The following is a 26211-nucleotide window of genomic DNA, read 5'->3' as shown; positions in this document are numbered from 1 at the left end:
CATGCAAAACCGGAGCTCGAAAATTCAGCCGGTCAATACGCTTATGGTGACGTTTTCAGTCATGCTGGCTACCATCATGCAAGCGCTGGATACGACTATTGCCAATGTGGCGCTGCCTCATATGCAGGGCAGCATGAGCGCTACACAAGATCAAATTAGCTGGGTACTCACTTCTTATATTGTGGCGGCCGCAATATTTATGCCGCTCACCGGGTTGTTAAGCGCGAAATTTGGCCGAAAACGTCTGTTCATCTGGTCGGTGGTGGGCTTCACCATCACCTCTATGATGTGTGGTGCCGCGCAGAACCTCAACCAGTTGGTACTTTTTCGCTTACTGCAAGGCGTGTTCGGCGCCAGCCTGGTCCCGCTATCGCAGGCGGTGTTGCTGGACACGTATCCTCGGGAGAAACACGGCTCCGCGATGGCGATGTGGGGAGTAGGCGTTATGCTTGGGCCAATTCTCGGTCCTACGCTTGGCGGCATACTTACCGAGTACTATAACTGGCGCTGGGTATTTTATATTAACCTGCCGTTCGGCCTACTGGCGTGGTTTGGCTTGGTGAAGTTTGTGCCGGAAACTGAACTCGATCTCTCACGGCGCTTCGATTTAACCGGCTTCGCCTTGCTGGGAATAAGTATCGGCGCACTGCAGATGATGCTGGACCGCGGCCAATCTCAGGATTGGTTTGGCAGTAGTGAAATTATCGTTGAATGCATTTTAACTGTGTTGGCTTTCTATTTGTTTGTCGTACACATTTTTACCAAAGATAAACCCTTTATCGAACCGGCCATATTCAAAGACAGAAACTTCAGTGTGGGGCTGATATTTATCTTTCTGGTGGGAATAATCCTGCTGGCTACCATGGCGCTGCTCCCTCCTTTTATGCAGAACCTGATGGGTTATCCGGTAGTGGACGTTGGTTACGTTTTGGCTCCGCGCGGGCTGGGAACCATGATAGCGATGATTACGGTGGGTAAGCTTTCTGGCAAGGTCGACACAAGATATATGATATTTTTCGGCCTGCTACTGATTTGTTTTTCGTTGTGGGAAATGACGTTATTTACTGCCGAAGTCGATGCGTTCGAAATTGTACGTACTGGTGTAATTCAAGGTTTAGGGCTGGGATTTGTTTTCGTTCCTCTTTCCACCATTAGCTTTGCCACTTTACATGCGCATTACAGGAACGAAGGCACCGCATTGTTTAGCCTGATGAGGAATATTGGTAGCAGCATCGGTATTTCCATTGTTATGACTTATCTAGCGCAGTCGACACAGAAAAACCATGCGGTATTCAGTGAGTTTATTAACCCCTATAATTTTGCTTTTATGCAGTCAGTGGAGCAGGGCGTGAACGCCACCAGCGCTCAGGGATTAGCTACCGTAAACGAGATGATCACCAGTCAGGCAATGACATTAGGTTATTTACAAGACTTTCGTTTGATGATGTGGATCACTCTGGCCGCCATTCCGCTTTTGCTACTTCTTAAGGCACCAGCGAAGCACTAAATGGATTGGCCGCTTTGTACCTTTGCAGTAAAGCGGCCGGTTCAAGTGATACTTTTTCCATTCCTGCCTGAATAATCCTGATCCTCATCTCTTGGCTGATCACACATCAATGAGGATTAGTATAAAGGTGAAATCCTTTATCGCGAGAGTTTAATGGCACAAGATAAGCGGCGCCTTTTTACCACCCAGACTTTCTTTCTGATGTGGCTGTTCTTTGGCTTGGTTTGGCTTTTTGTGCACCTGGCGATGACAGTAGCGGCGGGGGAAACGTGGATAGTGGATGAAGCTATCATGCTCGGCCTTCGTAACCCGCAGGATTTATCCGATCCTATTGGGCCAACCTGGGTAGAAGAGATTATGCGCGATGCTACGGCCCTGGGGAGTAATTGGTTACTCGTTCTGATGTCTGGGGTGATTGGGTTGGCGCTGGGTATCAACGGCAGACCTAGGCTCGGTTGGTTTTTAGTGAGCGCCATTTTGTCCGGCATGCTTGTCAGCTTTTTGCTGAAATATGGTTTTACCCGCCCGCGCCCTGATTTGGTGCCGCATCATACGCGTATTTATACCAGCAGTTTTCCCTCTGGACACGCCATGATGTCAGCCCTCACTTACTTTACATTAGCTACTTTAGTCGCGCAGATCCAACCTCGTCGCGCCATCAAGATACTGCTATTTTCTGTTGCGTTACTATTGGCAGTGATGGTGGGTTCAAGCCGCGTATATCTGGGGGTTCATTGGCCTTCTGACATCGTTGCTGGTTGGTGCGCCGGTGGTTTTTGGGCGTTGCTCTGTCATCGCGTGGGCAAATTCTTTAATCTTCAGGGCCAACTGTAACGGCTGACGATATGCAATGGTTGTGGCTTTACCAGCGTAGAGAAATTTATGATGAACGTAGAAGAGCAACGTACCGCGGCTCTTTTAAATGCTGATAATTTCAGGCAGCAGTGCCTGCAAGCGGTGCGATCACTTCGGTTACCCGGCGGCTATATTAGCGCTGGGTTTCTGCGCAACGCCATCTGGGATCATCTTCATGGCAAATTGCACATGACGCCGCTCAACGATATTGATGTCGTTTATTTTGACAGCACCGACACCAGTTTTGCAGCGGAGCAGCGCGCTGAATCCATACTTGAAGAGCAACTACCGAATGTTAAGTGGCAAGTGCGAAATCAGGCGCGAATGCATCTGGTTCACGGACACTCTCCTTACCGCTCGACAGCTGAGGCAGTGGCGCACTGGTTAGAGGTGCCAAGGTGTGTAGGGGTGAGAATAAATTTTGATGACAAGCTGACTTTTCTCGCACCATTCGGTTTACACGAAAACTGGTCTTTAACTGTTAAAATTAACCCACTTAATCCGCATCCCGAGGCTTTTATTAGTCGCATCCAGAATAAAAGGTGGCGCGAAATATGGCCTCAGTTAATGATTCAACAGCCATAAATAATTTATGGTGTGGGAGTCTTTACTTAACGCAGCTCTTTCAGTATCGAATTGAGTTCTTGAAAATCGATGGGTTTAGTTAAATGTTTATCGAATCCAGCTGCGCCAGCTAGCTGCTTATCTTTGTCCTGGCCCCAGCCAGTCGTAGCGATGAGATAGACCTCTTTGCCCCACGCGTTTTGACGTATACGTGTTGCGACCTCATAGCCCGTTATATCTGGAAGGCCAATATCAGATAATATGACCTCAGGTCTGAATTCTGCTGCCAGCTCAACCCCGGTTATTCCGTCATGAGCGCTCAGGGTTGTATGACCGTTAGCGCCTAACAAAAATGCAAGACTTTCAGCAGCATCAACATTGTCATCGATAACCAAAATTCTTCTACTTTCCGCATTCTCGGGCCTCGCTCTGCTGTGTTGTGGAGCAAGAACTTCAGACGGAGTCACAATAGGTAATCGTACAATAAATTCACTGCCTTTATCCTCACCTTCGCTACGTGCCGATATTGTCCCGCCGTGTAGCTTTACCAGCCCGCTTACCAGTGCAAGACCAATACCTAAGCCACCGTGGGAGCGTTCTAGCGCTGGCGCAAGTTGCGAGAACATATTGAATATATTGCCAAGTTGCTCCGGTGGAATACCAATTCCCGTATCACTTACGGACAACACCACTTCGTCACCTTCCTGGAAAGCGCGCAGATGAATTCGTCCTCCGTCAGGGGTATATTTTGCAGCGTTATTAAGTAAGTTCGAAATAATTTGAATAATTCTGGTTGGATCGGCATCAATAATAATAGGGTGTTCTGGCTCAGTGACAGTAAGCGTGTGATTTTGCTCCAGCATTAGAGCCTGAGACGATTCCACCGCGTTTTGCATCATTTCATTGATATCGATCTGCTGCTTCCTTAGTTCCACACGTCCTTGGGAGATGCGCGAAACTTCCATCAGGTCATCAATAAGATGAGTCATTTGCGACACATGACGCTCAATAATATCCCGCGACCAATGCATAAAAGAATCCTCAGTTTCTTTCAATCGCATAATTTCTAATACATTTTTGATTGGCGCTAACGGATTTCGTAGCTCGTGCCCCAGGGTAGCTAAAAACTCATCTTTTCGGCGATCAGCAAGGGATAACTGCTGATTTAAGTCATGGAGTTGCTTTTCTGTCGCTTTGCGATCCGAAATGTCAATGAGGATGCCAAAAACAGAAATAACTTCTCCGCCGTCAGAATAGGTCGCGTGACCGCGTCCCTCCATAACCAACCAGTCTCCCGATGCGTGTTGAAGCCGAAATTCAATAGCGTAATCAGATTTTGTTTGGATGGCGTTATGTATTGCATCTTCAAACTTACTTCGGTCATCTTCATGTATTAAGCGATAGAAGTCTTCGGAAGTTGCCCAGCGCGTACTGTCGGTCAGTTCTGTCAAATGCTGAAGTTCCTGGCTCCAGCTTACCTGATTAGACGCTATGTCTTGGGACCAGATACCCATTCTCGCGCTATGGATCGCAATGCTTAAAAAATCACGACTTTCTTGCAGCTTTTTCTGCGTGTCACGTAAATCAGCTAAAGAATCTTCCACAGATTTACGAGCGGCAATTAATTCCCGCTCATAACTCTTCCTATCGGTCGCAACAAAAAACGCCAGTTGATCGAACGTTTTATCACTATATTTTGCGCGGGATGCATTAATGAGCATGGGCAATGTTTCGCCGTCACTTGTCACCATATCAATTTGTACTTCGGCGACAGAACCTTGCATTTGCAACAGCGGAGCCCAGTGGGTGTGGTGAAAAAACCGCCCTCCAACTGTAAACAGTTCCTGAATCTTCTTTTTCCCGATGAGTTCATCGGGCGTAAAGTTAAACCATTTACAGAATGTTGAATTGGCTCTGCAAATCGTCCCGTCCGCTTCAGTGGTGACTAATCCGCAGGCTGCATGCTCGAAAGACGATGGCAGATCCGGAATAGTATTCATTGCAGCCTACGGTTAATAAAACTTTTTAAGATAGTTCTCAATAGCCTCAATGCTCGCGTGAGGGGCACTCAGGTGCGGGCAATGGCCCACATTGTCAATAATGCGTAATTCTGCATCAGGCATCTCTTTTTGCATATATTCCCCAACAGTGCGGGGGGCAATAAAATCATCACTGCATTGCAAAATTAAAGCTGGTGTGACCGATTTTGGTAAAGCGTCACGATGATCTGACAGAAACGTAACTCGCGCAAAATGTTGAGAAATTTTTGGATCTGTTCTGCAAAAACTGTTGGTGAGTTCCTCTGCGAGCTCAGGCTGCTCCGGAGCGCCCATAATCACAGGTGCCATCGTGCTAGACCAGCCCAGGTAGTTACTGTCGATGGTATTACATAATTCTTCCACATCGGCACGTGAAAATCCGCCGATGTAATCACCCTCGTTAATGTAGCATGGTGATGGGCCGATCATGATTTGACACGTAAACTTATCCGGAGCGTCTACAGAGGCGAGTAAGCCGATAATGGTGCTAACTGAGTGTCCTACAAAAATTACCGGTTTATCAGTGACTTCATCAATTATTTCAATGAGATCATCTGCATAACCGTGCAGTGAACTGTATTTTTCATAATCGTAAGCTGAAAGATCCGATTTGCCACTGCCCACCAGATCAAACAGTATCACTTTAAAGCGATCGGTAAATGACGGTGCCAGATACCGCCACATGTTTTGGTCACAGCCAAAACCGTGAGCGAATACAATTGCTGTTGACCCGTTACCGATAACTTTTATGTTATTACGAAGGTAAACGCTCATAATCTCTCTTTTCTACAGCGCCATCTAATTGGCCTACTGATTTATAAATGGGTTAGTACCGCGCGATGTTACTTGTGTGATGCATGTTCTTGAAGGTGACAAAGCAGTAAAATACTTTAGTTATACAGGTTGCGTAGTTTTGTGGCAAACGAAATCTGGCGATTAGACGGACTGCACTCTTGCCGGATGATATAAAGCCGCCAGATAGGAGATTCGGCTACTTACCAGCATCAAAGAACATGTCTGGAAATTGCACATCAAGGTGAAATCCTTTCCACGGCATCCGCAACTGTAATATCCATAATGGCCTCTACAATAGGTTGCGCCGGCATTCAGGGAAAGGTCAAATCCTTAGTTGGTGAGCCACCCATTATTGGCGCCGTTGTGTCCGACGGTTGAAGGACCATCTTCCTTACAGCTTCGGCGTTTTAGTCTTCTGCAATTTGGCGAGACCGTTTGATAATGCGGTTAGACACATCATTTAGCTCTTCTTGCATTGAGGCGGATACATACGGAGTGACTAAAAATACAGCAAGTTTCTTTCGCTTGTAGAGCGAGACCCACGAAGACGTTCCGAATGTCCCTCCGCCGTGATAATACTGGCCTTCAGTATCTAATTGAAATGTATTCCAGATGAATGCCCGACCTAGTCCGTCTCTTTCTCCGGCGAGCAGAGTAAGTGCTCTTTCAGCTAGTTTGTTATCTTCCTGCATATAAAATTAGAGATATTTGCCCATATCAGTGACCGTTGACTTCAAGCCGCCAGCAGCGTTGAAGTAAGCTGACGCATCGGGCGGTGGGATACCGTTTTCGTGCTCACCCTGCCGCCACCTAGCGCGCTTCTGAATCGACAATGTAGCGTGAGTATCGGATTGGCCCGTCCGCTGAAATACAAATTTCTCAAATAGTTGCTCAAGAGGCTTATCGTAAACTTGCTGAAGAATGGTTCCAAGAATCCGCACGCCGACGTTGGAGTAACGGTAATTTGTTCCTGGCTTAGTTGCCAAATTATAATTATTCAGTTGGTTCAGAAGATCTTTATCATCATGTTGTAAACAACAGTCCAAACGCAATTTTGGGTGCATAGTCGGCTCATTACAGGATAAATCCGTGGGTAAACCCGACAAATGTGTAGCCAAGTCTCGAATTGTAATTTCTGTTTCCTCAAATTCTATTGCTTTGCGATTTATTTGTGGCAGGTATCGAGAAACGGGATCATCAAGATTAACTAAACCATCGGCAACTGCCTGAGCAAGAACTAATCCCGTGTAGGTTTTGGTAATTGAGCCTATATCATAAAGTGTTTCATCAGAAGGTTTTTCGCCATTATGAAATTCACCAAAGTGATAAGTCTTAATGGAATTTCCTGAAACAAACGCAACGGAGACAGCGCTAGCAGTTGATTCAGAAAGTAGCTGAGCGACTTCTTCATTAATGATGGCTCCGGAATCTGAGGCATAGAGTTGCGAGCAACTAAGTAACAATAAGCAAGAAACCGTTTTGCTAAGCTTTTATTCAAGCGGGTAAAGTGTTTATTCGGGGAAGCCATCGCCCTTTTCTTTACCGGAGAACAGCACGTAGCCGTTGATAAGTTTCTAAAAGATAAAGCTTTATTACTCATAGAGACAGTTCCGTTGTTTATTATCATCTTATTTTCACTAATAAAAAATTGACGCTATTTCGAGAAGGTCTAGGTCGCAAAGGTCTGCCTGACAGGTCAAAGATTGCTATTGAGCGAGCAGGCGGCAGCCAAAGCATCTTCCTCCCATTAGGCTGGCTGTTAGCAACACCAAAAGTAAAGCTGATAGTGAATTATATCAACATGGGCTATCACAAAATGAGTGTAGTAAACTTTGCGTCTCTAGCCTACTTTTTGCTGAAAATCAGGCTGTAGGGACAGTTCCACCGTCTATAACATACTCTGTTCCTGTAATAGAACTAGCTCGCGATGACACCAACTACTTACGAAATTGTCAGGGGCTTACCTGGCGGTAAGTTTTTGGGATTACCTACACTGTAGGAACGAAATAAATATGAAAAAAACTGGACGCCAGCGACAGCGGCAGAAGAAATCGGGAAAGCGCTTAATATCATTGATGGTAAATGGAAATTGCCGGAGCATCCATGCTCCAGCAGTTCGGCTAAGAAACCTTCACTTATCGCTTAAGCTCATTCGCGATCTCTCTCTGACTTGCTGTTAAATTGCTTTTCCATATTTGCTCAAATCAACGATCTGTGGAATGGCTAAGTGCAACGTCTTTAAGAAGACGTTCTCCTTGCCTTAAAAGAAGCCAGGGCAACACACTGTCTACTCTCCAAATTTAATTCTAAAACCTGCATTGGCAACAAACCCATCGTTTCTCGACCAAATATCTGTCGTCCATTGACCACTCGGTGCTCTGCTTGGTAGAAGTAGCGGGTGCTCATCAGTTTGTTTAACGTCCAGCAAGTTTTCCAGGTTAATAAACCAGCTTATATTTCCCACTGTAATTTCGCCCATTAGGCCAAGGTGCCAGTATGGGTTAGACGTATCAATATAAGGGTTATCATTTAGTCGTTGCGGGCCGGTGTAGTAAGCCTCAAACCCCGCGCGAAAGCTCTCGTGTTTTTCCCACATGGCAACAAAACCCGCTGAGTGCTGTGGCGTCAACGCCATTTTTCTTCTGCCTGAGTTATCGGCAGTTACTTCGGTTGCATCCAGATATAAATAGCTTGCGGTAAGTTTTATATCCTGCCAGTAGTAACGTAGCAAAACTTCTGAACCGCGAATGCGGCTTTCTCCTTCAGCATTGACCAGTCTAACTCTGTTCAGTACGTCGCTGTTGACTGACGCGAAAGCGTCAAGTTGTGTCACATTTTCTACATTTGAGGCAAATAACGTCAGGCTGGTTTCGATATTATCAAAAGTATAGGTCAAGTCGAGGGAAGCGGTTTCCGCTTGTTCCTCTTGTAAATCCTGAAGTTTTTCAAGCCGGGATAAACCAGCAGCTTCAATTTCTTCTACAAACGGCGTGGGCGCATAATAGCCTTGCCCGTACGACCCCCTGATGGTTAAATCTCCCGGCCGATATAGCAATGACACCCGAGGACTAAACTGTGTGCCATACTCGCTATGTTCATCAATACGGGCGCTATAAGAGGTTGTCAGGGTATCGGTGGTTTCATAATCCAGCTGTGCAAATATACCCGGAACATCGTAAGTGTAGTTAAATTCAGGAAAGGTAACTGACTGAAAAATGTCAGACTGGTAAGCAACGCCTATAACCCAGTCGCTGTGGTCACTGAAACCGGACAAACTGGTTTCAACAAGGTAGCTTTCATGCTTATCATCTTCTTTAACATCGCCATACACGTGATCATGCTGCTGCACCATGGCTGACGCTCTGGAATTAAAGGTAATCGAAGTGGATACAGGCATGGTGTATACCAGCCCACCATCAAAGCGTTCAGAATCCTGAATTTGTTCAAATGAACTGCCGTCTGCGACAAAGTGTCCAGGTAACGTCCCTCCATTACGATTCTCTGTCATGAACCCGGCAGTAGCATAGAGGTTTTCTCCATTATCGCCTTCCCAAAACAATCTGGGGCGAACGGTGTATCGTTCGTATCCAGCCAGATCTACCCAGCCATCATTATCAATATCTTCCTCGTTCTGACGATGCGCGCCGGCGGTCACCGATCCCTTTAGCGATTCCCCAATTGGGCTTTCTGCATAGGTAGTAACGTCTTGTCCGTCTCGGGTTGTCAGATTAACCAACGCCTCGCCGTTTGCCTCGTCGCCAGGTCGTCGTGAAACCAGATTGATTACGCCGCCTAGTGCTGAACCACCATAAAGGGATGATGCTGAACCCTTGATAATTTCTACTCTGCCGAGGTCTGTTGGCGGAATTTGGAGTAATCCGATTGATGCAGCCTGGTTTCCATAGAGGGGCAGACCATCAGCAAGTAACTGAGTATACCTACCGTACATGCCCTGTAGCCGTATATTTGAACTTCCCAAAGCCGGTGATGTAGTTTGCATGCGAACACCACCCGTTTCAGCAACAAGCATCGAAATATTTCCGGGCCGCATGGCAGCCTTTTCTTGTATTTCTTCACGGTTAATAAGCTCTACACGTATCGGTTGTTCGTCGGCAATGCGACCCGAGCGGGTGGCCTGGACAATAATTTTCTCCACTTCTTCTGTATGCTCCTGCTCATTGTCGTGCTGGGGCTGTTGAGGCGCTTCTGTGCTGTTTGCTGGCGAAGGTGGTAAAGCAGGTTGCTCGGCGTAACTAACGTATGTCGGACCAAGAAAAAGAAACGCTAAGGCAGAACGTGAAAAAGAAATCATAATCGTCTTGCTGCACCAAATAATATTGGATAAATGTTAAGCTTCAGTATAAAGGTTACCGTAACTGGAAGATCAAGATGAAAATAGGTGAACTTACTACCGCTACGAAAGTTCCAGCTAAGACAATACGCTATTACGAGAAGATAAGTCTACTTCCCCCTCCTTACAGAGCCGCTAATGGCTATCGCCACTATCGGGCAAAGGATGCTGAGACCTTGGTATTTATTCGTCGGTGCAGAGAACTGAACATCGCTATTGACGATATTAAGCGCCTGCTTGATGTGCAGCAAAACCCGAACGCCTCCTGCACAGAGGTGGATAACATAATTGCTGATCAACTCGCCCGCGTTCAGCAAACCCAGCGAGAATTAGCTATGTTAGAAGCCTCGCTCGTCAAATTAGCCTCATCCTGTACGCATCATCAAATTCAGGACTGTACTATTTTACAAGAGCTTAAGTCATGTGCAGGCTGAATTTCAATTTGAAAGCTTCTCTTCTTAGTTGTTCGTTAAGTAAATCGATTATCCGCGTAAAAGCCGATTGGCGGTGCTTCCGCAGGTCATGTGGGAGTCATGGGTTTACTGAAAACTAAACATTTAATACTAATCCATGTGGATTAGTATTAGAACAATGGGCTCTTATATTTCAAATGACCAGCATAGTTGCAGAGTTATCTTTAACAAGAAAGAAAGCAACTAACGACTCGTGACTCACAAGCGCAAAGGGCGAGGGATCCTTTTTAAACTCCGAATGACCGCTTTAGCACTCAGTAGTTGTATCTCAATGTAGATGACGTCTAGCACCATGTACTCATTCGCACCCGGAGAGTGACACTATGATGTGATTCAGGGTATCCTGAATTCCGTTCGGTTACGAATGAAGATATTACGGCTGAGCCACCTGATAATTCTGATAAAAATCTGCTTTTTATCGACTTCCAAGGTGGCAGGATAAAAATAACTCAACTGGGAAGGCATTACCATGCGCTCAATATATTGTATTTTACTGATGCTGATGCTCGTCGGTTGTGATAGTAATGAAGTCGGTGATGTATCACTGGGCGTATTCACTACCAAAGATATTAAGCTGGATGCCTTTAACGATCCGATAGTGACAGGAGTCACCTGTCATGTATCCAGTATCGAAGCCAACCTTGACCTTTCAGACCCTTCTGACAGCTCTATCGCGTGTCGCCAGACGGGTCCAATCACCAACGAAATGATTGCCCAAATAGATAAGAGCAAAAACGGTGAAGTACTCTTCACCAAATCAAAGAGCATTTTTTTTAAAGCCATGAAGATAAGACGTATTCTTGATGCGGAAAACCAGACGCTGATGTATCTGGCATACTCCACAAAAGAAACCTCCGGCAGCTTTAAGCACAGTCTTTCCACCGTGCCACTATGGGGTACTGAAGCACATAGCGCCGCGGAGGCGCAGCGGGATTAAGCTGGGATGGTGTGCTCTGTAACGGCTGGGGCATTGTGTTGGTAGCGTCCCTCTGTTAACCGATCAAACAGCGCAATGATTTGCAGGTGGTTACAAACGCAAGCGAGCTACATGATACGGCTACGGTAGAGCAGACTGAGCCGAGGTAGTGCCACATTTTTCTCGCGCTTTAAGTTATTCACATGGAAGTTAGGATGAAATTAGTACGCAAAACTGTTTTTGCATGGTTGTGTTTTTGTGGCGCTTCGGCCTGTTCTTACATTGCACAGGAGACTCAGGTGGCGGACCCGGATTTTACCCCTAAAAATGTTCACAGGACGTTTTCTGAAAATAGCCCGGTAGTATATGTTGATGAAGCACATCACAATCTCCTGACCAAAAGCGGTCGATATATGCCGTTTACTAAAGTTTTAGAGAGTGATGGTTACACCGTAAAACCCAATAAAAAAGATTTTACGTTCGAGCGTTTGAAACAAGTGGACATACTGGTTATTGCCAATGCACTTGATAAAGAAAGGCATGATTGGTCTCCTCCTTTCAAGGAGGCCCTAAAGACCACCGAGGTTTCAGCTGTAAAGCAATGGGTATCTGATGGAGGGGCTCTTTTTCTGGTCGCTGATCACACTCCGTTTCCCCAAATCATCGGAAAACTGACTGCTACTTTCGGTTTCGTGTTTAGTAATGGTCACGTCGGCAATGCCGTCTTTCGTACAACCGATAATACTCTGGCTAATCATTCTATTACCCAAGGAACATCTCAGCACAACGAATTGGGGATGGAAGGATTTATGTCTTCCTTGATGCAGGGCGCCACTAAACACGCATCACATTCTGGCCGAATAACTAAAGTCAGAGCCTTCGGTGGCGCAGCTTTTAAAGCTCCTGACGACGCTATCTCCCTTTTAACACTCGGAGCTGGTGCAACATCTATCACACCAGTTATAACTTTTGATATAAATGCTGACACCCCTAGAGTGGCTGTGGAAGGTTGGAGTCAGGGAGCCATATTGGAAGTTGGGAAAGGACGCATTGCCGTCTTTGCTGAGGGTATGATGTTTTCATCACAACTTGATACCAAAACTGGCAAGAGATATGGCTTATCTTCAAACGGAGCAGAGCAAAATGAAGCGTTTTTATTGAATGTGATGCACTGGCTTTCTGGCGTCATCTAGCTGTGTGAACAATGGCACGACCTTTAGACCGATTGTCAGAGTTAGTCGTCAAATACATCAAGCTCGTTATGTAATCGAAACAGTCATGTTCAAGAGTTTCCGGGGCATGCTGGTTTATCTACGACCCAATTTATGTTGTAAGCATGGCGCAATTGCGCGAGCTATATAGTCAAACCCACCCAGCCGCTTCAGAACATATTTTAGGATTTTTTTTTCTTACCCTGACAGGGCAGAACAACTTATTTTGAATATCTCTTTCAACTTAGCAGTTGTTGGTGAGGTATTGCTTATTGACGATTTGTCGAGCGTGTGCAGTTGCCACACAGAACACTGCCAATTAGACAGGCCCGGTAACAAGAAGCATGTCAGCACATCGACAACGCGAATGGAAACCAGAAAGTGGCATTTTGCTCAGGTGCTCCGTCATCGCCCGACTTGCTTTACCACTATGTTGGCGATGTCTGCAATTTTCATATTTTGTTCCATCGCGCTTTTTTGTAACCGCCGGTAGGCTTGATCTTCGCTGATTTGCCACTGTTGCATGATAAGCAGCTTTGCTCTGTCGATAACCTTTTGTTCTGTTATTGCGCGTTTGGCTTCATCAAGTTCGGTGGCCATTCGCTTAATATGTGCTGCTTGTCCACGGAGTAAATCATAAAAGGAGCGGTGAGTTGAAAGCGGCTCAGCGCTATTAATTTCTGTTTGCTCTGAATCCTCAGAACCTTTGAGACCTGGCATTTGCGGGTCGAATAACATGGTCAGTGGCGATTGTACAAGAGGCGCAGTTTGGAGCTGATGCAGCTGCTTCTTGTGATTCTCAAGATTAGCGTTGGCATCAATCACACTTTGTGTCGCTGCGCTAAGCAATCTTGTTGTTAGGTGTTCTTCAATCCGCTGCATCTCGTCTACGCGTTTTGTGGCAATGTCATACCATACCTCGCTGATTTCACAGGCAATGGAGCTGCCATCAGCGAGTTGACGAATCATGCCGCGGAAGCGCTCTAGATCAGCAAGTAGCTCTCCTTCTTCCATTGCTTGCCATGTGTCTAGTTCTTCCTTATTGGCAAACTCGGCAAAAATGCTGAAGCTATGCTTTTGCGCAATTTGCAGTTGCTCAAGCTTGTCGCATAGCGTGCTGTCGAAATGGGTTTCCGCGAACCCTATGGCGCCCCACGCTCGCTCCTGACCGGCATATTCCTTTCCCTGCATAAAATTAAAAAGTGCAACCAGCAGACGGGTAATGGCAGGATCACTGGCAACATCCGCAGCTTCAAACACCACACAAAGCAGACCGGCAATTAATCGACAATAAGCTTGAGTGGCTTGTAGCGGCGTAATTCGTAGCTCTTCAACTTTGTGACGTAGTAGCGATAGATTGTCCATACCTTGTAGCGCAAGAGTAATATTGCTTAACAAACGCATATGTCCAATAGATGCTTCACCGTTTAAGTACAGCGACTTCAACCGCCTTCGCAGTGACTGTTCGTGATCAATGCTAATCTTGATTTGATCATGTCGTTGAGTAGCAAAGCGCTGGCCCTTTGAGCCAAGAAAAATATTGCTGATGCCCCGTTCCCGCTGCATCTGGTGAATAACGTCTTTCACCGCAGTTACCAACTGGCAGTTGGCGGAAAGCTGTTTTAAAGCCTGAATTTCCGCATTCTTAGCAGCAAGCAAAAAGCGCTTTGTGGCATCACTGTAGTCTTTCATATACCTCTTCATCAACCGCGAACTGGAGGGGAAATAATGGGAAACCGCTATTTTTGAGGGTAACTGCAAACGGCATTCCATATATCAGTGAATATGCATGTAAGCCGCTACTGCAGGGGCGTGTAAGGGATAAATGCGAATCTGGGGCTCAATGAGAACAGGAGAAATGTTGGATAAAGGTGCGAGATGCGGCTTATCGCGCACTCTTTCGGTGCAAAGCGAAGCGCTAAGGGGCGGTTAATTCCACCGCCAGTAGATAATTTCTTTACGAATTAAACAGTTAATATAAGTGGCCCTGATTTTGCCTTTGTTTCCAGTGATAATCGGCCTATCGGGCCATCACAATTTGGCTGAACCGGATAAAGACGTCCTCCACCTTTCTTTTTAGTAGAAACGGTGTGGACGTTTTTTTTTTCCTGCAGTTTGCTGTGATTACCTGAGAAGGCTATTTAAAACAGATTTTATAACCAAGAGGTGAACAACAATGGCCTACTTACTTCCTACCGAGTTTGTCAGCAAAATGGTAGACGCGGGTGAATCCAAAATTTATATGTCTACCCGCGATACACTGGTGCGCGGTTATATGGCCGGCGCGATACTGGCGTTAGCTGCGGTTTTCGCTATTACTGTTGCTGTGCAAACCGGCAGCTTTCTGTTGGGCGCGGTACTTTTCCCTGTAGGCTTTTGTATGTTGTATCTGATGGGGTTTGACTTGCTCACCGGCGTTTTTATGCTCACGCCACTGGCGTGGCTGGCTAACAGACCGGGAGTCACCTGGCCGCAAATTCTCAGAAACTGGGGCCTGATATTTGTCGGTAACTTTGCCGGTGCACTGACTGTCGCTTTTATGATGGCGTTTATTTTTACCTATGGTTTTAACACCGACGGCGGAGCAATTGCCACCAAGGTTTCTGGTATTGGTGAGGCGCGTACGGTGGGTTATGCACAATACGGCGTAGCGGGTTGGTTCACCATTTTTGTGCGCGGAATGCTGTGTAACTGGATGGTTTCCTTAGGCGTAGTGGGCGCTATGGTTTCGACGCATGTAAGCGGTAAAGTTATAGCAATGTGGATGCCGGTGATGTTGTTCTTCTTTATGGGGTTTGAACATTCTGTGGTGAACATGTTTCTGTTTCCTTTCGCGCTGATAATGGGCGGCAATTTCTCAGTAATGGATTATTTATTGTGGAACGAAATTCCTACGGCGCTGGGTAATCTGGTGGGAGGTGTGGCATTTACCGGTCTTACCCTTTACAGCACCCACTATCGCACTGCGCCTAAACGTAAGCTGGCAGCAAAATCAGAACCGGTTGATGGACTTAACGCAAAAACTGCATCTGCGTAAATCAAAAAAATTCATCAGCCATGCTGAGCTTGTCGATAGGACAATATTCCAGTGCTGGCGATAAGCCTGTCAATCAGGATGCCTACGGTGCCGTCATACCGGAGGAATCAATTTTAAGAACAAAAGGCGCTGCCGTTGCAATTGCTGATGGTATCGGCTCCAGCACGGTAAGTGAGATTGCCAGCCGCAGCGCCATAAAAAGGTTTCTCGAAGATTACTTTTGTACATCAGATGCGTCGAGCGTAGAGCAGGCCGCAGGGCAAGTTGTTACAGCGATTAACGCCGTATTGTGCGCGCAGACGCGTAATAGCCCGTTTATGGGCGAGCCGGAAAAAGGTTTTGTCTGCACATTCAGCAGTGTCATATTTAAAAGGGATCGGGCTTACCTTTTTCATGCGGGAGATTCCCGGATGTATCGATTACGGGAAGGCAAGCTCGAACAGCTTACACGGGATCATCGGACTCGAAGTTCTGGACAACAAGATGTCTTAAGTAATGCGTTAGGCATTCACGAAGATTTTCAGTTGGACGTGCAGGAAGTTAAGACTGCCACCAACGACTGCTTTATTCTGGCAACAGATGGCGTGTACGATTTTTTACCTGAACCTGCTCTGTGTGATTATGTGATGAAGCACATTGATAGACTGGACTTCGCCGCGCAATCGATTGTAGAGCAGGCGTTTGCAAATGGCAGTGACGACAACTTAACGGTTCAGCTTATACGGATAAACGCAGTACCTGCAGATAATCCCAAGTTATCTTCTGAGGCAGAAAATCTGCCTGTGCCTCCGGTATTATCGCCAAACGAAAAGCTGGATAACTATCTTATTCAGCGCCATCTTTACGCCAGTGCGCGAAGTCATATTTATCTGGCTACGGATATAAAGACCCGGCAGCAATTAATCATCAAGGCACCGTCTGTAGCGCTGGCCGACAATCCCGGTCACCTTGAAAAATTCATGATAGAGGAATGGGCAGCCCGCCGAGTGCGCAGCCAGCATCTGTTATCGGTACCCGAAACGCGCTATTCCCGCTCTTATTTATATACAGTTAGTAATTTTATTGAAGGGCAAACCCTTAAGCAGTGGGCGACAGATAATCCTGCCGCGACGGTGGAAAATGTACGCATTCTTATTGAACAGGTAGCTCGGGGCCTGATGGCTTTGCATCGAGATGATGTGCTGCATCAGGATGTTCGTCCGGAAAACATTATGATAGACAACGCGGGAACGGTAAAAATTATAGATTTTGGCGCCGCCAGTATTGTTGGGATTCAGAAGGTGTCGGGCGGTGAGGAATCTGAAATTCCCGGCACTGCCATATATGCAGCGCCAGAATATTTTTTAGGCGAAAGCGGGACGCCGCAATCTGACCAGTTTTCTTTGGCAGTACTAACGTACTTTTTGCTTTGCGGAACTTACCCCTATGGATCAGATGTGGCCAAATGCCGCTCCGTAACGGCGCAGCATAAATTGAAATACAGAAGTGTTCTGCATCCCAACCGTGAGATTCCGTTTTGGGTAGACTGCACTTTAAAAAAGGCGCTGCAGCCAAACCCTCACAAACGTTACCGGGAGCTTTCTGAATTTATATATGATCTGCGCCATCCCAATCCAAAGTTTATGAATCGGCACCGCCCGCCTCTTGCGCAGCGCCATCCAATTAGGTTCTGGCAAAGTGTGAGCGCCGGCTTGCTAATGACGGTGCTGGTGTTGCTGATTGATAAATTTACTTAACCCCATCGGGGGATAAGTGTCTCGTAAAAAACAAAATATTATTTTAAATCGAAGTAGTAATTCATGGCGAGGTCGCGAATATTTTTTAAGCAATAAATGAAAGTTTCTTCGCCGAACTTCTGGTGCAGGGATGCTCCAGCAGAGCCATCATGGATGATTTTACGACGTTTTTGCTACCACTCATGCTCTCGCTCTGATTCAAAAATAGGTTATATTCGCCGTATAATCAGCGGGTTGCGAACGCTAATGCGGAGAAAGCAAACTTTTATCCACGTCATCTCTTATAAACCTTAAACCGCAAAAAATAAGGAGCCGACATGTCAGGTAAATCGTATGTGGTGGTTGCTAATCAAACTGAGGCAAAGATACTTGTTGAAAACAGTAAAACCAAAGAACTGGAGCTGGTGGTTACCTTAACCAACGAAGATGGACGTTCTAGCGACAGCAATCTGGTTACTGATCGGCCTGGGTCTATTTCGGCACCAAGTAATACAGTACCGGGAGTGGATACCATGAGCCGCAAAGACGCTGCCGAGATTGAGGCTGAGAGGTTTGCCGCGAGCGTAACAGGCTGGCTGGATGAGCGGCGTTCTAAAGAGAATATCAATCATATCGACATCATTGCTGAACCCAGTTTTCTAGGTAAGTTACGTAGCCAAATGAGCAAACATCTGGAGAAACTCATCGGCTGCACTGTAGATAAAGATGTAGTTCAGGCTGATCAGCAACGTTGGCTGGATTATTTAAAAGATGCAGGCCACAGCTCATCTTTATAAAATTGGCCCGCCTTTAGGTCTGTTAGTAAATCTGGCTCCCCTGGCAAAGCTACAACGCAGCTTCGGGGGTGCCGGTTAGTAGCCTCAACGTTCGCCATTCATCGCTCTAAATACACGTTGCGCCGAACAGCTAATCAGTAAAAATCCGGTGGCAGATTCCACTCCCGCGAGCATTCTTAAATCATGGGTCGGCTGAATACTTCCTAACCCCAGGGTGGTAATAGTGGTTAAAGAAAAATAAAAAATATCCTGTAAATGGGCAGGACTCTTAAAGCTTCCTAGCCCTGCCTTCATGCCAATAACATAACTACAGGTAAAAATTGCCGCGATGAGCATCTGGCTGATAATCGCGATCATTAACACCAGTTTAGTCTTTACCCAATTGCCGGATACTCTATCAAGTAAAGCATCTGCAAGTTTTGTAATATTGAAAAGGTGAAGGGTAACACCCAGCACGACAGTCACCAGTGACAGCAATAACGCGTAAATCATAACTAACCTATTGTGTGGAATTCTGTGAGAGACATTAACGCAGCGGCGGACCACATTATTTTCATAGCCGCCGTTTTTCCCAGTACTTAAATGACTACGCCCTTTACCAGTTCTGGTTCATCCAGGCACGTCCCAAAATAACAGCGGTTGGAAACCGGCTTCTTCCCCTTCTCATACAGTGTTGCTTCGCAGTCCAACCGGGCGTATAGCAAAAATTACTTTTTTGCAGTGTAACCTTTACGGGAAAGGCGGCCTGCATCTGGATGTAAAAACGTTTACCAGGAGAAACTTTTTATGTCACTGGCGTTTTTTTTGCGATTCCGTTGCTCCAGAAGGGCCTGATCCATAATCATAAAAGTTCGTCTCACGCTCCCTGATCTCCCAGCGTTGCAGCAGCATGAACTGCAAAGTTTCCTGAAACTTCGTTTACTTTGTCGCTGAACAGGGTGAGGTTTACGAGAAATGGCATTTGTATTGCTATGGCTACTACCATCCCAGTCGAAAGCGTTGTGACGACACCAACCAAGCGCCTTTATTAAAAGAGAAAACGCTGTGTTATCAATGCGGTTTCAGTCGATGACTCTATAGATAACTCGGGGGACCCAGGTGTTTTAGTCAATGTGGAACACTGGATGCCTCTACACACCACTCATTTTACGGAGTTGACAGTATGTCAGAATTTAGCGGCACCTTAGGGGTGTCAACGCGTGAACGCGGTCACCAGTTTGCGGTATGGGCACCTAATGCCAAAGCTGTGTCTGTAGTAGGCACGATGAACGACTGGAACCCCGAAGCACATCCCATGCAAGCCATTGACGGCGGGATCTGGTGGTGTGACATAGACGGTTGTGAAAATGGTGCAGAATATAAATTTCAAATTCAAACGGCTGACGATGAGCCCCTGCTTAAAAACGATCCCCGAGCTAGAAAACTGACTAACAGTATCGGCAATTCTGTTGTTTATGATGATGATTTTGAATGGGAAGTGACCGACTTTGAGTTACCGCCAGTTCACGAACGAGTCATTTATGAAATTCATATAGGTACCTTTAATAAGCCTGAAGATGGCAACGGCACTTTTGCTTCTGCCATAGAAAAGCTGCCGGAGTTACAGGCATTAGGTGTGAACGTTGTCGAATTGATGCCGATTAACGAATTTGCTGGTGATATCAGTTGGGGATATAACCCGGCTCATCCCTATGCAGTTGAAGAAGCGTATGGCGGTCCTGACGGTTTAAAGCGTTTCGTGGATGCAGCACATAAAGCCGGCATTGGCGTGGTGCTTGATGTAGTTTATAACCACTTCGGCCCCAGCGACATGGACATCTGGCAGTTCGACGGTTGGAGTGAGAACGATAAAGGCGGCATTTACTTTTATAACGACCACCGTAGCGCAACGCCGTGGGGCGACAGCCGCCCCGATTATGGTCGTCCGGAAGTGCGCAGCTACATTTATGACAATGCACTTATGTGGCTGTCAGAATTTAAGGCTGACGGGCTGCGAATGGATATGGTGCCTTACATCCGTTGCGTCTCGGGAGCTGATACCGGAGAAGACGATATTCCGGAAGCTTACGAGTTGATTCAGAAAATCAACGGCGATATTCGCGAGAGATTCCCGCACAAAATGACCATTGCCGAGGATTTACACGAACACCACTTTATCACCGACGCGATTGAAGACGGCGGATGCGGATATACCAATCAATGGGATGCCACCTTTTTACGCCCAATTCGAATTACGCTGGCGCAAACCAATGACGAATATGTAGATTTGCAAAAGGTTGAAGGTTCTTTGCTGCACATTTATAGCGGTAATGCTTACGCGAGAGTGGTATATACCGAGTCTCACGATGAAGTCGCTAACGAGCGCGCGCGAGTGGTGGAGCAAATTGCGCCGGGAAATGTCGATTCTGACTACTTTGCCCGCCAAAAAGGCATGCTTGCAGGTGCGTTAACGTTAACCAGCGCCGGAATTCCCATGCTGTTTCAAGGCCAGGATTTCAAAGAAGCCGGATGGTTTAATGATGAGAACGATCTGGATTGGAGCAGGAAAGAACGCTTTGCTGAATATGCAGAAGCGTACAAGCAACTGGTGGCGCTGCGTAAGAACACTAACGGAAATTCTGCCGGGTTAACTGGCGGAAACACTGAAATAGTCCATCGGGACGATGACAATAAAGTCATCGGTTATAAGCGTTCCAACGATGTGGGTTCGCAAAATGTTTATGTCTATATTCAGCTATCGAACAATACCACCGACAACTATCGTCTAGACGGGCTGGCCCCAGAGACAGCTTGTTTATTTGCGTGGAGCGACGGTCTTAAAACAGAGGAATTGGAAGAAAACGACGGCTACGTTAAAATGCTGCCCTACAGCATTATGATTTTTGCTGAAAAATAATCTTGCCGGAATATTCTGGGCGACAAAAAGCAGGTGCTGTTAGCGCCTGCTTTTTTTTGGCCGGAAAATTTTTTTTACCTTAAAAAGAGGCCGTGCTGCGTAACATCAATCCGCCTTGATTAGATAAATCCCTCTATCTCTGAGCTGATCACACATCAAGGTGGATTAGTATAACAATCTGTTAAAGGACCTCATCAGGTGAGGGTGGTAGAATCTGCGGCCACTTTTAAACCACCGCAGATCTACCTGATGTTTGACATTATCACTAGCCGGGACAGCAACATAAAAAATGATGTGCTGTCGGGTATCACCGTTGCACTGGCTTTAGTTCCAGAGGCCGTTGCGTTTGCTTTTGTGGCAGGTGTTGAGCCGATGATTGGGCTTTACGCCGCCTTCATGATGGGCCTGATTACTGCCGCTATCGGTGGAAGGCCAGGAATGATTTCGGGTGCAACCGGTGCAATGGCGGTAGTCATGGTCGCACTGGTCGCTCAACATGGCGTACAGTACCTGTTTGCAGCTGTGGTGCTGGCGGGGGTGTTGCAAATTCTCTGTGGCGTATTCAGGCTTGGCAAGTTCATTCGCCTGGTGCCATACCCGGTGATGTTAGGTTTTGTCAACGGTCTGGCGATTGTGATTTTTCTGGCACAGTTAGGACAGTTTAAAGTGCAAAATGCGTTGGGCCAATGGCAGTGGATGGAAGGCACATTGCTGTATATCATGCTGGGACTGGTAGCGCTGACTATGGCGATTATTTATATATTGCCTAAGCTTACCAAAGCGGTACCGGCATCCTTGGTCGCTATTATTACCGTTACCTTGCTGGTTCATGGGCTTGATCTTGAAGCGCGCACTGTTATTGATTTTGTACGCGATCTGCTGCCTGCGGAGCAGAAAGCCACCGCGACACTGGCGGGTGAGTTGCCCTCTTTTGCCGTTCCTTTGGTACCCTTCACCTGGGACACCTTCATGATTATTCTGCCAACTTCAGTCATTTTATGTCTGGTTGGTCTGATTGAGTCACTTCTTACGCTATCTCTTATTGATGAAATGACCGACACTCGCGGTCGCGGCAACAAAGAGTGTGTAGGTCAGGGGGTAGCCAACACGGTAAACGGTTTCTTTGGTGGCATGGGCGGTTGTGCCATGATTGGTCAAAGCATGATCAATATTAACTCCGGCGGGCGTGGTCGTTTATCAGGTATCACCGCCGCACTGGTTCTGCTGGCCTTTATCTTATTTGCGGCACCGCTTATTGAAATGATTCCGCTGGCGGCATTGGTTGGAGTCATGTTTGTTGTCGTCATTGCGACGTTTGAGTGGGCTTCTTTTCGTATAATAAGAGGCGTAAACAAAGAAGACGCCTTTGTACTGTTTTTAGTTACTGCCGTGACTGTTATTGCCGATTTAGCTATTGCTGTGGTGGTGGGCGTTATTGTTTCTGCACTCGTCTTTGCCTGGAAACATGCTCGACATATTGAAGTGAAGGCCCATCTCGATAAGGACGGCTGGAAAGTGTACGAGCTGGATGGCCCACTGTTTTTTGGCTCCATCCAACATTTTAAGGATATGTTTGATGTTGCCAACGATCCGGAAGATGTGGTTGTGGATTTTAACAACAGCCGAATTTGGGATTCTTCCGGTATTGATGCATTAGACAGTCTGGCAGACAAGTACGAAGCGCAAGGTAAAAAATTGCACATACGCCATATCAGCGCGGAATGCCGCGGATTACTACGTAAAGCCAATAAATATGTCGAGATCAACGTAACCGAAGATCCTCGCTATCGTGTGGCTACCGACAAGCTAGGATAGTTTTTGCGCTAACCGCTTCCAATAGTTACTTGTGCATCAACTTGGTTCAGATGAACCAGGTTGGTGCGACAATCCTCCCCTCTGAGTTCTTCTCATACAGTTAAGTCGTTGAAATCTAGAGTCTAAAAAGTTGGCACCGAACTTGAAATACTCTTGTTGAACATATTCTTCAGGCAGATTACTGCCGTTTGACAATGCAGTCAGGCGTACGTCGATGCGCGCTGAAACAGGCAAAGAAGCCCACAACCAACTTTCGTTGGCGGTGGGTTTTTTTTTGACTCGAAAAAGGGTTAGACAATGAATCAATCCACATCATTAACGCGAGTAGTTGTTGTCGGTAACGGCATGGTAGGACACCATTTCGTAGAGCAACTGGTCAGCAGCAAAAGCCAGTGTGAAATTACAGTGCTTAGCGGCGAAAAAAGACTGGCCTATGACCGCGTACAATTATCTTCTTACTTTAGCGGTAAAAGTGCAGCAGATCTGGCTCTGACCGATGAAGCTACTTATGACGAATGGGGCGTGCGGTATATTAAAGAGGCCATGGTTACCAGTATCGACCGTACTGCCAAGATAGTCACCACCGCTGCTATGCAGAATTACGAGTATGACGTTTTGGTGATGGCAACGGGTTCGTTTCCTTTTGTGCCGCCTATTCCTGGTAATGATCAGGCGCATTGTCTGGTATATCGCACCATTGAAGATTTGGAAGCCATTGAAGCGTCTGCCAGCCAAAGCAAAGTCGGCGTTGTGGTCGGCGGCGGATTATTAGGGCTGGAAGCCGCCAATGCACTTAAGCAGGCCGGGCTGGAAACCCACGTAGTGGAATTTGCCTCGCAACTGATGGCAGTTCAGCTTGATAATGCTGGTGGTGAGCTGCTAAGAAGCAAAATTACCGCTCTTGGTGTACAGGTACACACGCAAAAAGCCACACAGGTCATTGAAGCAGGGCAAACCTGTCGCTATCGCATGGTGTTTGCCGATGACTCGTTTTTGGAAACGGACATGATTCTGTTTTCCGCCGGGATCCGTCCCTCAGATCAACTGGCGCGCCAGGCAGATCTACAGATTGGTCAGCGTGGCGGGATTGTCATCAACAACCTGTGCGTTACCTCTGATTCCAGTATTTATGCAATTGGTGAATGTGCGCTATGGGGCAACCGAATCTATGGGTTGGTAGCGCCAGGTTACACCATGGCACGCGTCGCAGCAGCCCATATAGCGGGTAATGACATGGCGTTTGAAGGTGCAGACATGAGCACCAAGCTTAAACTGATGGGCGTTGAGGTAGGATCTATCGGTGACGCCCACGCCCGCACCGAAGGCGCTATGTGCTTTACTTACCATAACCAGCCCGAAGGCATTTATAAGAAGCTGGTAGTGGACGCTGCTCAACAGCAGGTGATAGGCGCTGTGCTGGTGGGGGATACCAGCGATTACGACACATTGCTGCAGTATGCACTAAACAGCATTGCACTACCTGAGCACGCAGAAAGCCTGATTCTACCTAGTGCAGGCGCAGCACCGACATTAGGTGCGGATGCGCTACCTGATAGCGCAACCATTTGTTCATGTCATAACGTTGCCAAGTGTGACATTGTGGGAGCTATAGAGGCAGGCTGCTGCAGCCTGGGAGAGGTAAAATCGTCTACCAAAGCCAGCACCGGCTGTGGCGGTTGCGCTGCGTTGCTGAAAAATGTCGTCGACAACGAGCTGGAAAAGCGTGGGGTCGAAGTGTCCAAAGCAATCTGTGAGCACTTTAACCATACCCGTCAGGAACTTTTTCATATCGTTAAAGTTGAAGGTATCCGCAGCTTCGATGAGCTGGTGGATAAACACGGCAGCGGCTTAGGTTGTGAAATATGTAAACCCACCGTTGCATCAATTATGGCCTCGGTCTGGAACGACTTTGTGCTACAAAAAGCGCACCTTCCTTTGCAGGATACCAACGATACCTATTTGGGAAATATGCAAAAGGATGGCACCTATTCGGTAGTGCCTCGCGTAGCAGGTGGTGAAATTACGCCCGAGAAGCTCATTCTGCTGGGAGAAGTGGCCAAGCGCTATAACTTGTACACCAAGATCACCGGCGGCCAGCGTGTAGATTTGTTTGGTGCTCGCGTGGAACAACTGCCGCTGATTTGGAGCGAACTCATTGAAGGCGGTTTCGAAACCGGACACGCATATGCGAAGTCTCTGCGCACGGTGAAGTCTTGCGTAGGAAGCACCTGGTGTCGCTATGGTGTGCAGGATTCGGTGGGACAGGCCATTGCAATTGAAGATCGCTACAAAGGGCTTCGCGCACCCCATAAAATTAAGATGGCAGTTTCAGGCTGTACCCGCGAGTGTGCTGAAGCACAAAGTAAAGACATCGGTATCATTGCCACGGAGAATGGCTGGAACCTGTATGTTTGCGGCAATGGCGGTATGAAGCCGCGCCACGCGGACCTGTTTGCCACCGACTTGGACACCCCCACACTCATTAGCTACATCGACCGCATTTTAATGTTTTATATAAAAACTGCCGACCGCTTACAGCGAACGTCGGTGTGGATGGACAATCTGGAAGGCGGGCTGGACTATCTTAAGTCCGTCGTTATAGAGGATGCACTGGGAATTAATCAAGAGCTGGAAGCGCAGATGCAGCATATCGTCGATTCCTATCAGTGCGAATGGAAGACTGCGGTGGAATCTCAAGAATCACTGAAACGCTTTCGTCAGTTTATCAACAGCAACGCGGTAGACAGCAATATTCAATTTGTCACGCAGCGGGAGCAGATCCGTCCCGCGACAGAAGCCGAAAAACGCGCCGGTAACAACGTCATTCCGGTTGAATTGGTATAAGGAGAAAATCATGTTAGCACAAGTCGAATACGTCCCGCAGTGGCTGGAGGTTGGGAATGAAGAAGATCTTATTGATAACAGTGGTATTTGCGCACTAATTGATGATCAACAGGTGGCAATTTTTACCCTTGCGAGCAAAGGCGGAAGACACACTTTTGCTCTCGGGAACTGGGACCCCATCGGCAAAGCCAACGTGTTATATCGGGGAATTGTTGGCTCCATTGGCGGCGAACCTGTAGTGGCATCGCCGCTTTATAAGGAGCACTACTCATTGATTACAGGCAAATGCCTTGAAAATGACGGCTACGCGGTGCCTGTTTACGAGGTGCGTGTGGAAATGGGCAAGGTACAAGTCGCAGTATAAAAATAAATGAAACGCAGTTAACAACAAAAGAG

At 46.9% G+C, this 26211-nt stretch carries 19 protein-coding genes; 13 read left to right on the top strand and 6 right to left on the bottom strand.

The features are described from left to right. Position 1 precedes the first annotated feature (1 nt). From CA267_RS05995 to CA267_RS05985, 3 genes are all read left to right on the top strand, one after another. Positions 2 to 1507 (top strand): DHA2 family efflux MFS transporter permease subunit, encoded by a 1506-nt coding sequence (locus CA267_RS05995; RefSeq protein WP_075608330.1) that lies wholly within the window; start codon positions 2 to 4, stop codon positions 1505 to 1507. Positions 1508 to 1660: 153 nt separating this feature from the next. Continuing rightward, positions 1661 to 2341 carry a phosphatase PAP2 family protein gene (locus tag CA267_RS05990; protein ID WP_075608331.1) on the top strand — a complete coding sequence of 227 codons (681 nt, stop codon included), beginning with the start codon at positions 1661 to 1663 and terminating at the stop codon, positions 2339 to 2341. 48 nt (positions 2342 to 2389) lie between these two features. Next, on the top strand, positions 2390 to 2947 hold the full coding sequence (locus tag CA267_RS05985) for a nucleotidyltransferase family protein (RefSeq protein ID WP_217358054.1): 558 nt from the start codon (positions 2390 to 2392) through the stop codon (positions 2945 to 2947). 26 nt (positions 2948 to 2973) lie between these two features. Here the strand turns inward: CA267_RS05985 and CA267_RS05980 are convergent, their stop codons facing one another. The 4 genes from CA267_RS05980 to CA267_RS05960 form a co-directional block, all read right to left on the bottom strand. Continuing rightward, on the bottom strand, positions 2974 to 4926 hold the full coding sequence (locus CA267_RS05980; protein WP_075608333.1) for a PAS domain-containing hybrid sensor histidine kinase/response regulator: 1953 nt from the start codon (positions 4924 to 4926) through the stop codon (positions 2974 to 2976). Between the two features lie 12 nt (positions 4927 to 4938). Then, a complete protein-coding gene (locus CA267_RS05975) occupies positions 4939 to 5739 on the bottom strand; it encodes an alpha/beta fold hydrolase (protein ID WP_075608334.1) in 801 nt (266 codons plus the stop codon). A gap of 719 nt (positions 5740 to 6458) precedes the next feature. After that, the gene (locus tag CA267_RS05970) at positions 6459 to 7223 is read right to left on the bottom strand and encodes a serine hydrolase domain-containing protein (RefSeq protein WP_075608336.1); all 765 of its coding nucleotides are present in this window, start codon (positions 7221 to 7223) and stop codon (positions 6459 to 6461) included. Positions 7224 to 8047: 824 nt separating this feature from the next. After that, entirely contained in the window at positions 8048 to 10072 is a 2025-nt protein-coding gene (locus tag CA267_RS05960; RefSeq protein ID WP_075608337.1) for a TonB-dependent receptor plug domain-containing protein, read from the bottom strand. Between the two features lie 77 nt (positions 10073 to 10149). Between CA267_RS05960 and CA267_RS05955 the strand changes: the two genes are divergently transcribed. The 3 genes from CA267_RS05955 (at position 10150) to CA267_RS05945 (ending at position 12693) form a co-directional block, all read left to right on the top strand. After that, the gene (locus tag CA267_RS05955) at positions 10150 to 10545 is read left to right on the top strand and encodes a Cd(II)/Pb(II)-responsive transcriptional regulator (protein ID WP_075608338.1); all 396 of its coding nucleotides are present in this window, start codon (positions 10150 to 10152) and stop codon (positions 10543 to 10545) included. Positions 10546 to 11053: 508 nt separating this feature from the next. Further along, the gene (locus tag CA267_RS05950; protein WP_075608339.1) at positions 11054 to 11521 is read left to right on the top strand and encodes a CreA family protein; all 468 of its coding nucleotides are present in this window, start codon (positions 11054 to 11056) and stop codon (positions 11519 to 11521) included. Between the two features lie 194 nt (positions 11522 to 11715). Beyond that, positions 11716 to 12693 carry a hypothetical protein gene (locus CA267_RS05945; RefSeq protein ID WP_075608340.1) on the top strand — a complete coding sequence of 326 codons (978 nt, stop codon included), beginning with the start codon at positions 11716 to 11718 and terminating at the stop codon, positions 12691 to 12693. A gap of 423 nt (positions 12694 to 13116) precedes the next feature. On the opposite strand, the gene CA267_RS05940 is transcribed toward CA267_RS05945, so the two are convergent. Next, a complete protein-coding gene (locus tag CA267_RS05940; protein ID WP_097349123.1) occupies positions 13117 to 14403 on the bottom strand; it encodes a nitrate regulatory protein in 1287 nt (428 codons plus the stop codon). Between the two features lie 484 nt (positions 14404 to 14887). Here CA267_RS05940 and CA267_RS05935 point away from each other — a divergent pair, with 484 nt between their 5' ends. From CA267_RS05935 to CA267_RS05925, 3 genes are all read left to right on the top strand, one after another. Continuing rightward, positions 14888 to 15748 (top strand): formate/nitrite transporter family protein, encoded by an 861-nt coding sequence (locus CA267_RS05935; protein ID WP_075608342.1) that lies wholly within the window; start codon positions 14888 to 14890, stop codon positions 15746 to 15748. 20 nt (positions 15749 to 15768) lie between these two features. Further along, complete coding sequence (locus CA267_RS05930; RefSeq protein ID WP_075608343.1) at positions 15769 to 17484, top strand: bifunctional protein-serine/threonine kinase/phosphatase; 1716 nt, start codon at positions 15769 to 15771, stop codon at positions 17482 to 17484. Between the two features lie 317 nt (positions 17485 to 17801). Then, on the top strand, positions 17802 to 18260 hold the full coding sequence (locus tag CA267_RS05925) for a baeRF12 domain-containing protein (protein WP_075608344.1): 459 nt from the start codon (positions 17802 to 17804) through the stop codon (positions 18258 to 18260). An 84-nt stretch (positions 18261 to 18344) separates the two neighbouring features. Here the strand turns inward: CA267_RS05925 and CA267_RS05920 are convergent, their stop codons facing one another. Beyond that, a complete protein-coding gene (locus CA267_RS05920) occupies positions 18345 to 18752 on the bottom strand; it encodes an ion channel (protein WP_075608345.1) in 408 nt (135 codons plus the stop codon). Between the two features lie 670 nt (positions 18753 to 19422). Here CA267_RS05920 and CA267_RS05915 point away from each other — a divergent pair. From CA267_RS05915 to nirD, 4 genes are all read left to right on the top strand, one after another. Further along, positions 19423 to 21156 carry an alpha-amylase family glycosyl hydrolase gene (locus tag CA267_RS05915; RefSeq protein ID WP_075608346.1) on the top strand — a complete coding sequence of 578 codons (1734 nt, stop codon included), beginning with the start codon at positions 19423 to 19425 and terminating at the stop codon, positions 21154 to 21156. 249 nt (positions 21157 to 21405) lie between these two features. Continuing rightward, a complete protein-coding gene (locus tag CA267_RS05910; protein ID WP_075609974.1) occupies positions 21406 to 22971 on the top strand; it encodes a SulP family inorganic anion transporter in 1566 nt (521 codons plus the stop codon). A gap of 297 nt (positions 22972 to 23268) precedes the next feature. After that, complete coding sequence (gene nirB / locus CA267_RS05905) at positions 23269 to 25815, top strand: nitrite reductase large subunit NirB (protein ID WP_075608347.1); 2547 nt, start codon at positions 23269 to 23271, stop codon at positions 25813 to 25815. 10 nt (positions 25816 to 25825) lie between these two features. Continuing rightward, positions 25826 to 26179 carry a nitrite reductase small subunit NirD gene (nirD, locus tag CA267_RS05900; RefSeq protein WP_075608348.1) on the top strand — a complete coding sequence of 118 codons (354 nt, stop codon included), beginning with the start codon at positions 25826 to 25828 and terminating at the stop codon, positions 26177 to 26179. Positions 26180 to 26211 lie beyond the last annotated feature (32 nt).

Source organism: Alteromonas pelagimontana (genome assembly GCF_002499975.2).
GTDB classification, from domain to species: Bacteria; Pseudomonadota; Gammaproteobacteria; order Enterobacterales; family Alteromonadaceae; genus Alteromonas; species Alteromonas pelagimontana.
The sequence above is the reverse complement of the archived record's forward strand: the minus strand, read 5'-3'. Positions and strand labels throughout refer to the sequence as shown.

Coding starts and splice junctions, on each gene's coding strand:
- CA267_RS05945 (WP_075608340.1), top strand. CDS start 11,716: ATGAAATTAGTACGCAAAACTGTTTTTGCATGGTTGTGTTTTTGTGGC.
- nirB (WP_075608347.1), top strand. CDS start 23,269: ATGAATCAATCCACATCATTAACGCGAGTAGTTGTTGTCGGTAACGGC.
- CA267_RS05930 (WP_075608343.1), top strand. CDS start 15,769: ATGCTGAGCTTGTCGATAGGACAATATTCCAGTGCTGGCGATAAGCCT.
- CA267_RS05990 (WP_075608331.1), top strand. CDS start 1,661: ATGGCACAAGATAAGCGGCGCCTTTTTACCACCCAGACTTTCTTTCTG.
- CA267_RS05935 (WP_075608342.1), top strand. CDS start 14,888: ATGGCCTACTTACTTCCTACCGAGTTTGTCAGCAAAATGGTAGACGCG.
- CA267_RS05910 (WP_075609974.1), top strand. CDS start 21,406: ATGTTTGACATTATCACTAGCCGGGACAGCAACATAAAAAATGATGTG.
- CA267_RS05960 (WP_075608337.1), bottom strand. CDS start 10,072: ATGATTTCTTTTTCACGTTCTGCCTTAGCGTTTCTTTTTCTTGGTCCG.
- CA267_RS05950 (WP_075608339.1), top strand. CDS start 11,054: ATGCGCTCAATATATTGTATTTTACTGATGCTGATGCTCGTCGGTTGT.
- CA267_RS05925 (WP_075608344.1), top strand. CDS start 17,802: ATGTCAGGTAAATCGTATGTGGTGGTTGCTAATCAAACTGAGGCAAAG.
- CA267_RS05955 (WP_075608338.1), top strand. CDS start 10,150: ATGAAAATAGGTGAACTTACTACCGCTACGAAAGTTCCAGCTAAGACA.
- CA267_RS05995 (WP_075608330.1), top strand. CDS start 2: ATGCAAAACCGGAGCTCGAAAATTCAGCCGGTCAATACGCTTATGGTG.
- CA267_RS05985 (WP_217358054.1), top strand. CDS start 2,390: ATGATGAACGTAGAAGAGCAACGTACCGCGGCTCTTTTAAATGCTGAT.
- CA267_RS05915 (WP_075608346.1), top strand. CDS start 19,423: ATGTCAGAATTTAGCGGCACCTTAGGGGTGTCAACGCGTGAACGCGGT.
- CA267_RS05975 (WP_075608334.1), bottom strand. CDS start 5,739: ATGAGCGTTTACCTTCGTAATAACATAAAAGTTATCGGTAACGGGTCA.
- nirD (WP_075608348.1), top strand. CDS start 25,826: ATGTTAGCACAAGTCGAATACGTCCCGCAGTGGCTGGAGGTTGGGAAT.
- CA267_RS05980 (WP_075608333.1), bottom strand. CDS start 4,926: ATGAATACTATTCCGGATCTGCCATCGTCTTTCGAGCATGCAGCCTGC.
- CA267_RS05940 (WP_097349123.1), bottom strand. CDS start 14,403: ATGAAAGACTACAGTGATGCCACAAAGCGCTTTTTGCTTGCTGCTAAG.
- CA267_RS05920 (WP_075608345.1), bottom strand. CDS start 18,752: ATGATTTACGCGTTATTGCTGTCACTGGTGACTGTCGTGCTGGGTGTT.